At 63.6% G+C, this 11,948-nt stretch carries 12 protein-coding genes; 2 read left to right on the plus strand and 10 right to left on the minus strand.

What is annotated here, in order from left to right:
• The 4 genes from BPRO_RS17750 to BPRO_RS17765 all read right to left on the minus strand — a co-directional run bounded on the left by BPRO_RS17750 (position 1) and on the right by BPRO_RS17765 (position 4,017).
• Positions 1–549, minus strand: a complete 549-nt coding sequence (locus BPRO_RS17750) for a nucleotidyltransferase family protein (protein ID WP_011484457.1) — start codon at positions 547–549, stop codon at positions 1–3.
• Entirely contained in the window at positions 549–2,834 is a 2,286-nt protein-coding gene (locus tag BPRO_RS17755) for a xanthine dehydrogenase family protein molybdopterin-binding subunit (RefSeq protein ID WP_011484458.1), read from the minus strand. Before BPRO_RS17755 ends, BPRO_RS17750 begins: the two co-directional genes overlap by 1 nt.
• An 11-nt stretch (positions 2,835–2,845) precedes the next feature.
• Positions 2,846–3,304 (minus strand): (2Fe-2S)-binding protein, encoded by a 459-nt coding sequence (locus BPRO_RS17760; RefSeq protein ID WP_011484459.1) that lies wholly within the window; start codon positions 3,302–3,304, stop codon positions 2,846–2,848.
• Between the two features lie 140 nt (positions 3,305–3,444).
• Positions 3,445–4,017 carry a TetR/AcrR family transcriptional regulator gene (locus BPRO_RS17765; protein ID WP_011484460.1) on the minus strand — a complete coding sequence of 191 codons (573 nt, stop codon included), beginning with the start codon at positions 4,015–4,017 and terminating at the stop codon, positions 3,445–3,447.
• Between the two features lie 125 nt (positions 4,018–4,142).
• Between BPRO_RS17765 and pdxH the strand changes: the two genes are divergently transcribed.
• Positions 4,143–4,793 carry a pyridoxamine 5'-phosphate oxidase gene (gene pdxH, locus BPRO_RS17770; protein WP_041388922.1) on the plus strand — a complete coding sequence of 217 codons (651 nt, stop codon included), beginning with the start codon at positions 4,143–4,145 and terminating at the stop codon, positions 4,791–4,793.
• A 9-nt stretch (positions 4,794–4,802) separates the two neighbouring features.
• Here the strand turns inward: pdxH and folK are convergent, their stop codons facing one another.
• From folK to BPRO_RS17800, 6 genes are read right to left on the minus strand one after another with little or no spacing between them, the layout of a single operon-like run.
• Positions 4,803–5,309, minus strand: coding sequence for a 2-amino-4-hydroxy-6-hydroxymethyldihydropteridine diphosphokinase (gene folK / locus BPRO_RS17775; protein ID WP_011484462.1), 507 nt, complete (start codon positions 5,307–5,309; stop codon positions 4,803–4,805).
• Positions 5,310–5,329: 20 nt separating this feature from the next.
• Positions 5,330–6,982: a polynucleotide adenylyltransferase PcnB gene (pcnB, locus tag BPRO_RS17780; RefSeq protein WP_011484463.1), complete on the minus strand. Its 1,653-nt coding sequence runs from the start codon at positions 6,980–6,982 to the stop codon at positions 5,330–5,332.
• 60 nt (positions 6,983–7,042) lie between these two features.
• Complete coding sequence (locus BPRO_RS17785; RefSeq protein ID WP_011484464.1) at positions 7,043–7,786, minus strand: HAD family hydrolase; 744 nt, start codon at positions 7,784–7,786, stop codon at positions 7,043–7,045.
• A complete protein-coding gene (locus BPRO_RS17790; protein WP_011484465.1) occupies positions 7,783–8,844 on the minus strand; it encodes a GSU2403 family nucleotidyltransferase fold protein in 1,062 nt (353 codons plus the stop codon). The genes BPRO_RS17785 and BPRO_RS17790 overlap by 4 nt, the downstream gene beginning before the upstream one ends.
• A 58-nt stretch (positions 8,845–8,902) precedes the next feature.
• Positions 8,903–9,589 (minus strand): DnaA regulatory inactivator Hda, encoded by a 687-nt coding sequence (gene hda / locus BPRO_RS17795; protein ID WP_011484466.1) that lies wholly within the window; start codon positions 9,587–9,589, stop codon positions 8,903–8,905.
• Positions 9,590–9,629: 40 nt separating this feature from the next.
• Positions 9,630–10,700: an AI-2E family transporter gene (locus BPRO_RS17800; RefSeq protein ID WP_011484467.1), complete on the minus strand. Its 1,071-nt coding sequence runs from the start codon at positions 10,698–10,700 to the stop codon at positions 9,630–9,632.
• A gap of 180 nt (positions 10,701–10,880) precedes the next feature.
• Between BPRO_RS17800 and purM the strand changes: the two genes are divergently transcribed.
• Positions 10,881–11,921: a phosphoribosylformylglycinamidine cyclo-ligase gene (purM, locus tag BPRO_RS17805; protein ID WP_011484468.1), complete on the plus strand. Its 1,041-nt coding sequence runs from the start codon at positions 10,881–10,883 to the stop codon at positions 11,919–11,921.
• Positions 11,922–11,948: the final 27 nt, after the last annotated feature.

The raw sequence follows: 11,948 nt of genomic DNA on the forward strand, positions 1-11,948 counted from the left end.
TCAGCGCTGGCCGAGCAGCATTTCGGCCCGGCGCAAGTCTTCCAGCGTATCGATGTCGGTGACCGTGCCGGGGTCAGTGACGTCGATAAACGCTACAGAATTGACAGCTTCCTGCGCCCGTACGACCGAAGCTGCACCCTGATCTCCCTTTAAACCCAGAAGACCGGCACGGCACGGGGCCGAGAAACCCACCGGGTGGCCGCGCACTCCGTTGAACACCGGAATCACCACCGCATGCTGCGCCAGCGCTTGGGCAACCGCCCGCAGCGTGCTGCCCTGCACCAGCGGCAAATCGCCCGGCAGAATCAGCCAGCCCGAAGCCTCGGGCGTGGCCCGCACGGCCGCGGCAATCGAATCGCCCATGCCCGGGTGGCCCGCATTCTCGAGATGCCAGGGCAGTCCGCTGGCAGCCACGGCGTCCAGCGTGTGCTGCAACACCGGCCTGCCCGCCAGCAGCGCCTGCAGCTTGTGCGTGCTGCCGCCGGACGCGATGAAGCGCTCGCCCCGGCCCGAAGCCAGCACCAGCACGGTGGGTCCGGTGCCGTCCATCACGCCAGCTTGAAGGGCAGCTCGCGCGGCGCCTTGCCCGTGAGGCGCGCGACCGCGTTGGCAAATGCCGGGGCCAGCGGCGGCAGGCCCGGCTCACCCAGGCCCGTGGGCGCATCGGCGCTGGGCACGATAAACACCGCCACCGCGGGCATATCGGTGATACGCGGCACCGGGAAGTCGCCAAAGTTGCTCTGCTCGACCACGCCGTCCTTCAAGGTGATGGCAGCGCCCGGCAGGCACATCGACAGACCCATCAGCGCCCCGCCCTGAATCTGAGCTTCGATGCTGGTCGGGTTGATGGCAAGATTGCAGTGCACCCCGGCGGTGACGCTGTGCAGCACCGGCGTGTTGTCCTTGACGGAGGCTTCGACCACGTAGGCCACCACGGTGTTGAAGGACTCGTGGACCGCCACGCCCCAGGCACGTCCGGCGGTCAGCGTACGTTTGCCGTAGCCGGACTTGCTCACTGCCAGCTGCAGCGCGGCGGTGTGGCGCGGGTGTTTCGTGCCGAACTGCCTGAGGCGGTAGGCCACCGGATCCTGGCCCGTGCCGCGGGCGATCTCGTCAATCAATGTTTCCATCACATAAGCGGTATGGGTGGAACCTACACTGCGCCACCACAGCACCGGCACGTTCAGCTTGGGGTGGTGCACCGACAGCCGCATCGGAATCTCGTAGGGCTCCTTCATGCCCTCCACCATGGTGCCGTCCACACCGTCCTTGACCATGAAGCCTTCAAAAGGCGTGCCCCCCACAATGGACTGGCCGACGATCACGTGGTCCCAGGCCAGGATCTCGCCCTTCGCGTCGAAACCAATCTCGGCGCGGTGCACATGCATGGGGCGGTAGTAACCGCCCTTGATGTCGTCCTCGCGGCTCCACAGGGTGCGCACCGCGGCCGTCAGCCCGGCGCCGCGCGCGGCCTTCGCGACGTTGCAGGCTTCGACCACGTAGTCACTGCTCGCAATGGCGCGGCGGCCGAAGCCGCCACCGGCCATCTGCACATTCATCTTGACGTTTTGCGGCGCCACACCCAGCACCTTGGACGCCGCCATGGCGTCCAACCCCGGCATCTGCGTGCCCAGCCAGAGTTCAGCGCGTGCGTCTGCGCCCTGCCCGCTGAGCTGCACCGTGCAGTTCAGCGGCTCCATGGGTGCATGGGCCAGGTAAGGGAACACGAATTCGGCGCTGATTTTCTTGGGTGCCGCGGCCAGCTTGCTGACGTCGGCGTCGTATTTGAGCGTGCCGGTTTTCTGCGCCAGCGCGCGATAGCTGGTGAGTTGCTGCGCGCTGTCCACTTTTTCGATGCCGCTGGTGTCCCAGTCGACCTTGAGCGCATCTCGGCCTCGCTTGGCGGCCCAGTAGCCTTCCGCCACCACCGCCACGCCCTCCCCCCCGCGATCGAGCGGCACACGCAGCACGGCCTTCACGCCGGGGATGGCTCGAGCCGCCGCGTCATCCAGCGATTTGACCTTGCCGGCAAATACCGGCGGATGCGCGACCACCGCCGTCAGCATGCCGGGCAGGCGCACGTCGATGCCGTAGCTTTGACCGCCACTGGATTTGGCGCGCGCGTCCAGGCGGCCCGTGGGCTTGCCAATGATGCGGAACTGTTTGGGGTCCTTGAGCGTGACCGCCTCCGGCACCGGCAGCTTCATGGCCGCTTCGGCCAGTTCACCGTATGTCAGGCGCTTGCCGCCAGGGCCTACCACCACGCCCTGCTGAGTACGCAGGCTGCCTGCATCGACGCCCCATTGCGCGGCGGCCGCCGAGACCAGCATGGCCCGGGTGCGGGCGCCGAGTTCGCGGTACTGCGTGTAGGAGTTCTTGATCGAGCCCGATCCGCCCGTGAGGTGCATGCCGAATGCCGGGTCCACATAGGCGGGGTCGGCATTGCCGTGCTGACTCTTCACCAGGCGCCAGTCCGCATCGAGTTCCTCGGCCAGGATCATGGGCAAACCGGTTTGCACGCCCTGCCCGAACTCCAGCCGGTTGATGGTGACGGTCACCGTGCCGTCCCGGTCGATGCGTACAAAGGCCGAAGGCTGCTGGGTCGGCTTGAGGCTGGATGCTGCGGTTGTGGACGCCGTTGCCTGTGCATGCGTCAGCAGCGGAAAAACCCCCAGCGCAAAACCGCTGGCCGTGGCGACCTTGAGGAAGCTGCGACGCGGCAGTGCCGCCATGGCTCCAATTTCAGTACCCTCTTGTGCTTTGTGCATCAGGGCCTGCAGGCCTTTTGGCAATTGCCCGGTGATGTCCAGGGTGTCTGTTGAGTTGGAATACATGGTGTTCTCCTTCAGGCCAGGGCCAGGGCGGCGTCTTTGATGGCGGCGCGAATGCGCACATAGGTGCCGCAGCGGCAGATGTTGCCGGCCATGGCGGCGTCGATGTCTGCGTTGGTTGGCTTGGCCTTGGCCTTGAGCAGGGCGGTGGCGCTCATCACCTGGCCGCTCTGGCAATAACCGCATTGCGCCACGTCGTGCTTGACCCAGGCGTCCTGGACGGCCTTGCCTACCCGATCGGAAGCCACGGCTTCGATGGTGGTAATTTTCTGGCCCACGGCAGCCGATATCGGCGTCACGCAGGAGCGGATGGCCGCGCCGTTGAGGTGCACGGTGCAGGCGCCGCACAGCGCCGCGCCGCAGCCGAACTTGGTGCCTGTCATGCCCAGCGTGTCACGCAGGGCCCAGAGGATGGGGGTGGATTCGTCGGCATTGACGGGCGTGTCCTTGCCATTGATGTTGAGGGTGGGCATCGTGGAGCTCCTTGCGGGGGGCAAAACTGGGGAATGGAATTGCTGGGGGGACTACTTGACGAATTTATATTCGCTTAAATTCGGGTTTTATCAAAAAAACTTGGCCTACGAAAAATAGGGGTATTAGGTTTTCGAGCGATTCACGCCTTGATGGCGTCCCAGCACAAGGTGAAGGCCGCCTGGTGCACGGCTTCGTCGTCGGGCAGCACCTGGGTGCGTATCAGGTTGGCGGTTTCCCGCACCGAGCCCACCACGCTGGCCGTCAGCAGGGGCAGGGGCACGGGCTTGAGAATCTCCTGCTGCTGGCCCTCTTCCATCAGCGCCAGAAAGCCCGCCATCAGCCGGGTAGACAATTCACGGTTACCCTGCGTGAACCACGGGGAGTTGTAATACTGCTCCTGAAACACCACTTCGGCATACCGGTCCAACCGGTGCCGCAGCAGGTTGCCCCAGATGCGACGCACCCGGCTGCGCAGCGAAGCGCCGGGTCCGACGCCTTCCATCAGGCGTTGCATGGTCGCGGTCTTGGCTTCTTCGTAGAGCTGGCTGATCAGTTCGTCCTTGGACGGGTAATAGACGTACAGGGTGCTCGTGGCAATACCCGCCGCCCTGGCAATATCGGCCATGGTCAAACCGCTCAAGCCGGTCTGGGCCACCAGGTTGAAGGTGGCTTCGGCGATGGCACGCTGCTTTTCCTCATCTTTGGGTTTCATGTCAGGCGAAATATAACCGAATATTAATTCGCTTTCAAGCACCCCTCAAACAGGCCATGAACAGCGCCATGCCAGCCTGGAACAACCACGCAGGGGCACCCCCTGAACCGTGCACAATCACAAGCATGAGCAACCCCATCATTGACATTGCAGCCCTGCGCAAAAGCTACGAACGCGCCGAGCTCAATGAGGACGCGTCGCATGCCGATCCCTTGAAGCAGTTCGACCAGTGGCTGAACGAGGCGATTGCCGCGCAGGTGCCGGAGCCCAATGCGATGACGCTGGCGACCGTGGACAGCAAGCTGCGACCCTCCACCCGTGTGGTGCTGGTCAAGGGTTATGACGCGCGCGGCATTGTCTGGTTTACCAATTACAACAGCCGCAAGGGCCTCGAGCTGGCCGGCAACCCCTATGCAGCCTTGCAGTTTCACTGGGTAGAACTGGAACGCGTGGTGCGCATCGAAGGCGTGGTCGAAAAAGTCTCCGCGGAAGAAAGTGATGCCTACTTCAACAGCCGCCCGCTGGATTCTCGTATTGGCGCCTGGGCCAGTCCGCAAAGCGAAGTCATTGCCAGCCGCAGTGTGCTGGTGACCAATGCGGCCAAATATGGCGCCAAATTCCTGCTGCAGCCGCCGCGCCCGCCGCACTGGGGTGGCTACCGCCTCCAGCCCGACAACTGGCAGTTCTGGCAGGGCCGCAAAAGCCGGCTGCATGACCGCCTGCGTTACACGCTGCAAGCCGACTCCAGCTGGCTGCGCGAGCGCCTGGCGCCCTGAGCTTTCTTCTCAGACCGTGAAGTCGCCCAGCCGCTCAATGGCCTGGTGCGCCACCGCCGCGAGCTGTTCGGGGCTCACCCGCTCCGGTGCAATTTCCGCCAGCGGCACCAGCACAAAAGCCCGCAGCAGCATGCGTGGATGCGGCACCGTCAGTTGCGCTGACTCAATGCGGGCGCTGCCATAGAGCAGCAGATCCAGGTCCAGCGTGCGCGGGGCGTTCCGGTAGGGTCTTTGGCGGCCGGCCTCCTGCTCGATCCGCTGCAGTTGCTCCAGCAACGCCGGCGCGGCCAGGCCTGTTTCCAGTTCGACCACCGCATTGAGGTAGTCGCCGCCCGGCGCGATGGCCTCGCCCGAATCGGTGTCCAGCGGTGCTGTTTTGTAGAGGCCGGACATCCGGCGGACTCGCGTGAGCGGCAGACGGTCCAGGGCGCTTGCCGCCCGTCTCAGCGCGGCCGCCGCATCACCGAGGTTGGCTCCCAAGGCGATATAGGCCTGGACGACGCGCTCAGCGGCCATGGCTTACGGCTCAACAAGGCTCAAGGGTTGGAGGCAACACCGGGCGAGGACTGGTCGCCGCCACCAGCGCCGCCTTCTGCACTGCCGGAATCGGTCGCATTGGCGCGATTCGCCGGTTTGCGACGCCGGCGACGTTTTCGGGCCGGCGCCATGTCACCTTGTTCTGACGAGGTTTCGGGTTGATCGGCGTCCGTGCGGACACTGGGCGGACTGGCGGATGACCCGTCCGCCTCCACGTCCTGGCGCTTCACGCGCGTGCGCGGATGCTGCGGCTTTTGCAGTTGCTCCTGGCGCGCCTCTTCAATCATGGCGTGGCGCTCATCGTCATACGCGGTGCTGAATTTTTCCCACCACTCGGCCAGCGCCATGTCGACTTCGCCGGTCTGCGCGCGCAGGCGCAAAAAGTCGAACCCGGCGCGAAAGCGCGGCTGCTCCAGCAATGAATAGGGTGAGCTGCCCACACGTTTTTCAAAACGCGGCTGCATGGTCCAAATTTCGCGCATGTCGGCACCCAGCTTGCCGCGGCCCGAGACATCGCCGATCTTGGCATTGAACGCATCATCAATCGCGTCCTGCAGCGCCGGCATCAGGTGCTCGCCCCGCTTGCGGCGCCGTGCCCAGCCGTCGCGCACATCGGACCACAGAATGCACGACAGCAAAAAGCTGGGCGCCACCGGTTTGCCTTCGCCCACGCGGCGATCGGTGTCCTTGAGCGCCAGGTTCAGGAAGGGCTCATGGGCGGCCTCGACCACCACATCCAGCAGCGGGTAGATGCCAGTACCCAGGCCCAGGGTCTTGAGTTGCTCAACGCTGGCCAGCGAATGGCCTGTTTGCAGCAGCTTGAGCATTTCGTCGAACAGTCGCGACTGCGGCACATCGGCGAGCAGGCTGCTCATCTCGCGCAAGGGCGCTGAGGTCTTGTCTTCAAACTTGAACCCCAGCGCGCTGAGCTTGGCACCGAAGCGCACGGCGCGAATGATGCGCACCGGGTCTTCACGGTAGCGCACGGCCGGGTTGCCAATCATGCGGATGATCTTTTTCTTGGCATCGCGAATGCCGTTGTGGTAGTCGACCACGATCTGGGTTTCCGGGTCGTAGTACATGGCGTTGATGGTGAAGTCGCGCCGCGCCGCGTCTTCTTCCAGCGGACCCCAGACGTTGTCGCGCAGCACGCGGCCCGAGCTGTCGACGGCATGCTTCATGCCGGCGAGTTCGCTCTTGCTGGTGCGCTCGTTGCCGCCCACCTGTTCGGCCAGACTGCTGTCCAGGTGCGCGCGGAAGATCGAGACCTCAATGACTTCATGCTCGCGGCCACGGCCGTAAATCACGTGAACGATGCGAAAGCGCCGGCCGATGATGAAGGCGCGGCGAAAGAGGCTCTTGACCTGCTCGGGTGTGGCATCGGTGGCCACATCAAAGTCCTTGGGGCGCAGGCCGACCAGCAGGTCGCGCACGGCACCACCCACCACATAGGCTTCAAACCCGGCCTGCTTCAAGGTACGCACGACATCCATGGCACGATCGTCGACCAGCTTGGGGTCGATGCCGTGTTCTTTGAGGCCGACGTCCTGGCGCTTGCCGAAGGGTAATTTTTTGATCCGTTTGCTTTCGGAAGCAGCGGACCCGGTGCTGCCGGATTTGCCAAACAGCTTGTCGATGAATTTTTTGATCATGAAAACAGAATTTTTCGGGGGAACCCGTCGTTGCGGGGCGGCTGGCGCCGCCCTTGCCAATTAGAACAGGTCAAGTATGCGCCATCCGCGCTCGGTGGCGATGGCCCGCAGGCGTTCATCCGGATTGGTGGCCACCGGGCAGCTCACCTTCTCCAGCAGCGCCAGATCGTTGAGGGAATCGGTGTAAAAGCAGGTGTGCACATCGTGCCAGCCCAGTTCGCGGGCAGCCAGCCATTGCTCCACGCGGGCAACCTTGCCTTCCCGGAAGGAGGGGGTGCCCTTGATTTCACCGGTCAGCTGGCCCTGGGCGTCACGCGCCAGTTCAACCGCGATCAGTTCCTTCACCCCAAAAGCCTCGGCAATCGGGCGGGTCACGAACTCATTGGTGGCCGTCACGATCACCAGCTCGTCACCGGCCTCGCGGTGCTGCTGAACCAGCGCCTGGGCTTGCGGCGTAATGATCTTCTGAACGACATCCCGCATGAAACTGGCGTGGGCAGCTACTGATTTAGTAACACCCTGTTCGCGGATGGCCCGTGTGGCAAAGCGCACATAGGCGTGGATGTCGAGCGTGCCGGCGCGGTATTGTGCAAAGAATTCAGCGTTGCGGCGCTTGAACTCGGTGGCTTCGCACCAGCCTTGCGCAATGGTGAACTCGCCCCATTCGTAATCCGAATCGATCGGGATCAGTGTGTGATCCAGGTCGAACAAAGTAATGCGCGCCCCGGCGCTTTTCGCCACGTACGATTCGCTGCTGTCCGGATGGGGTAATTTTTTTTCTGGTGGCACTGTGGAAATTTTCACGTCACGACTCCTGTCAACATCTCTCCCAACTTGAGCTCGGGATGCACCCGCTGCAGGGCAATCAGACCCTCCAGCGCCCGTTTGCGCCAGTCAGGGCCGCGATCCAGCGCGTCGCGCCAGGCATCATGCAGACTTTCCGGCTGCGTCGCCAGCAGGTAATCAAACAAGGCCGCTGCCTGCTGCAAGTCTTTGTTGGCCTTGGTCCGCATGGCCCCCGACCGCTCACCCACGATCAGCAGCTTGTGCACCGCGTAACGTTCCGGCGCGGGAATACTCACCGTCACGGCGCCGCCGTTGCGGTCAACCAGCACCGCCTGCGTCACTCTTTCGAGGGAAAACTCCATGAAACGCAACGGCTGCAGGCCGACATTGAGGTTCGGTATGACGATAGGCCCGTCGCCACCCCGGTGAGCCGAAGTCAGGAAATCGATCTGGAATTCCGGATCCCCGCTGAGCTTGTAGGAAGCACCCGCACCTCCACTGAGCTGGACCAGCGGTATGAAGCCCTGTTCAAAGCTCGTGAGCGCGGCATGCACGTCAATCTGCACATTCGCCGGCAGCGCGACCGAGATATTCTTGCCGGCGTGCGCGAAATCCACGTCGGTAGTCGCCCCGCCAGCAAACCATTTGACGCCCAGCATGTTGCCAAGAGCGATGAAAGCGTGCGTGCCGACCAACACCCCGCCGGCGCGAAAAAAACCATAGTCGGACAGGCGACGGACCGCGCGTACATGCTTGGGCAGGGCCGGGGCGCACCCGAGAGCCACTGCGGCCTTGGCTAGCGGCGACAGGGCCGCGTCCGGTTTGATGGTGGGGTTCCGGGCGCGCTCGACCGCCGTGCGGACGGCATCGGTGTCGGGCCCGACATAGAGCTGGCGCAATTGTCCGTTCAGGTCGCGATAGGAAAAATACCAGTACACCGCACCCTGCACCGTCTTGCGCGAAAAACTGCCATGCAGGTTTTCGATGCTGCGGTTTAGCTCCAGCGAAGTCGCCACGTCCGCCAGTTGGGCATAAGCCGTCTGGGCAGAAAGGGGAAGTTCAGCATGCAGGAGCATGGCCCGAACTATACAACAAATTAATATTTGTTGTATAGAGCAATACTTATCCGAGTACTTATCCGTTTTCCAGCATGGATTTGATCAGCGGGATCGTGATGGCCCGCTTGGTTTGCAGGGCGTAGCTGTCGAGCTGGTCCAGCAGTTGCATGAGGCTTGCGAGGTCGCGCGAAAACCGTGTCAGCATGAAGTCCATGGCGTCATCGCCCAGAAACACACCGCGCGCATCGGCTTCGCGCCTGAGCACGGCACGGCGCTCCGCTTCGGTCAGGGCCTGCAGGGCAAACACGTGACCCCAGCCCAGCCGCGTGCGCAAGTCCTCACGCAAGGCCAGATCGGCGGGCGGCACCAAGCCGGCCGCCAGCACCCAGCGCGGTCGGCCATCGGCCGAATTAAGAGCATTGACAAACCAGTTGAACGCGGCCTGCTGCTGCACCGCCGTGTAAAGATGACAGTCGTCCAGAATCACGGCGGCCCAGGATTCGCTGAATTCCGGCGGTTCGAGCACGAACGCATCCATCCAGCCCACCGGGGCGCCCTGCTCCCGCAGCGCCTCGCTGACGGCCCGGAGCAAATGGGTTTTGCCGCTGGCCGGCTCGCCCCACAGGTAGGTCGGCACCGGTGAACGCAGGGTGTTGCCAGCCCAAAGCTCCAGGTGCTTAAGCGCCGCCTCGTTCGGTCCGCCAAAGAAATTGGCAAACGACGGGGCGGAGGCCAGCCCGATATCAAGCGCTATCTGTTTCATGCCTGCACGCTGCCGGTTTCACGTCTGCCCATGGAAGCCCTCAGGCCGTGTAAAGCCTGCTGGCGATGTAGCTGGCCTTGAGGCGACGAATACCCACCAGCAACACGGCGCTTACCGGCAGTGCCACCAGCACGCCGACAAACCCGAACATCTGACCAAATGCCAGCAAGGCAAAGATAACCGCCAGCGGGTGCAGGCCAATGCGCTCCCCCACCAGCCGCGGCGTAAGGTACAGGCTTTCAATCACCTGCCCCAGCCCATACACCACCGCTACCATGACCAGCGCCTTGAGGGAGGCGAATTCCAGCACGCCGGCCAGCATCGCCAGCACCAGCCCCAAGCCAAAACCCAGGTAGGGAATGAACATGGCCAGCCCGGTAAAAACGCCGATGGGTACCGCCAGGTCCAGGCCAAACAGCGCCAGCCCAGTGGCATAGAAAACGGCCATGATCAGCATGACCAGCAACTGTCCGCGCAGGTATTGACCCAGCACCGAATCGGCCTCGCTGGTGAAGCTGTCGAAACCCTCGCGCAGGCGCGGCGGCACCAGTTCGAGCGCGCGGGCGACAAAGCTGTTCCAGTCCATCAGCAGGTAAAAAAGTGCCACCGGGATCAGCACGGCATTGCCCATGATGGCCAGCGCCACGCTGCCGCCGAGCTTGAGCGAGGACAGCAGCGAACCGAAGACGTCCTCAAAATTGGCGTTGAGGTACTTGAGCACAAAGGCCTTGATGCTGGCCACGTCGAGCGACACCCGAAAGCCGAACTTCGCCAGCCATGGCGCCAATTCGGTGTTGAGGCGGTCCGCCAGCAGCGGCACCTGTTCGCGCAGCAGCGGCAGTTCCTTGGCCATGATGGGCACGATGAGCAGAAACAGGCCGAGCAGCACCACGATAAACAAAAACTCCACCAGCAACACCGCCACCACGCGCGGCAGGCGGCCCTTGCCGAGGCTGTCCAGCCTGTTCACCAGCGGCGTCAGCGCATAGGCCAGCACCGCCGCCACCACAAAAGGCGTCAGCACCGGGCCCAGCAGCCACAGCGCGACAACGGCCAGCGCCGCAATCAGGCACCAGGCGGCGACGCTTTTTTGGGTGTGGGTGAATTGCATAAAGCCTTGCGTTGAGCTTGCCGGAGGAGGCTGGTCAGGGTCTGCCAGAGAGTTTGGCAGGGCCCAGACACGCAGCCTTTAGAATCTAAGGCTGAATTCTATCGGGCTTGCAGGGCTGCTCCAGACTGCAGCCCCCGCCCACCCGACCGACCGCACCCCATCGCATCAGAGCCCCACCCCATGACCACCTCCTCCTCTTCTCCCCTGAGCTACAAAGACGCCGGCGTTGACATTGACGCAGGCGACGCCCTGGTTGAACGCATCAAGCCGCTGGCCAAGAAAACCATGCGCGAAGGCGTGCTGGCCGGCATTGGCGGTTTTGGCGCGCTGTTTGAGGTGCCCAAGCGCTACAAGGAACCGGTGCTGGTGAGCGGCACGGACGGCGTGGGCACCAAGCTGCGCCTGGCCTTTGAATGGAACATGCACGATACCGTCGGCATCGACCTGGTGGCGATGAGCGTCAATGACGTACTGGTGCAAGGCGCCGAGCCGCTGTTTTTCCTGGATTACTTCGCCTGCGGCAAGCTCGATGTGGACACCGCCGCGGCGGTGGTCGGCGGCATTGCCAAAGGCTGCGAATTGAGCGGTTGCGCGCTGATTGGCGGCGAAACCGCCGAAATGCCCGGCATGTACCCCGAGGGCGAGTACGACCTGGCCGGTTTTGCCGTGGGTGCCGTGGAAAAGTCGAAGATCCTGACCGGCAAGGAAGTGCAGCCCGGCGATGTGGTGCTGGGCCTGGCCAGCAGCGGCGTGCACTCCAACGGCTTCAGCCTGGTGCGCAAATGCATCGAGCGTGCCGGCGCCGACCGCCCCGCCACGCTGGACGGCAAGCCCTTCAAGCAGGCCCTGATGGAGCCGACCCGGCTGTACGTCAAAAACGTGCTGGCCGCGCTGGCCGCGCATCCGATCAAGGCGCTGGCCCACATCACCGGTGGCGGCCTGCTGGAAAACATCCCACGCGTGCTGCCCGAGGGCACGGCGGCCCACCTCAAAAAAGGCAGCTGGCCGCAAACGGAGCTGTTTGCCTGGCTGCAAAAGACGGCCGGCATCGATGACTTTGAGATGAACCGCACCTTCAACAACGGCATCGGCATGGTGGTCGTGGTGGATGCCGCCAACGCCCAGGCCACGGCCAAAACCCTGCGCGACGCCGGTGAACAGGTTTATGAGATTGGCGTGATTGCCCCCCGCGGCGAGGGCGCCGCCGTCATCGTCGGCTGATCCGGCTGCGATGGCTGGCCGGCAACA

Origin of the sequence: Polaromonas sp. JS666 (assembly GCF_000013865.1) — a bacterium.
Classification (GTDB): domain Bacteria; phylum Pseudomonadota; class Gammaproteobacteria; order Burkholderiales; family Burkholderiaceae_C; genus Polaromonas.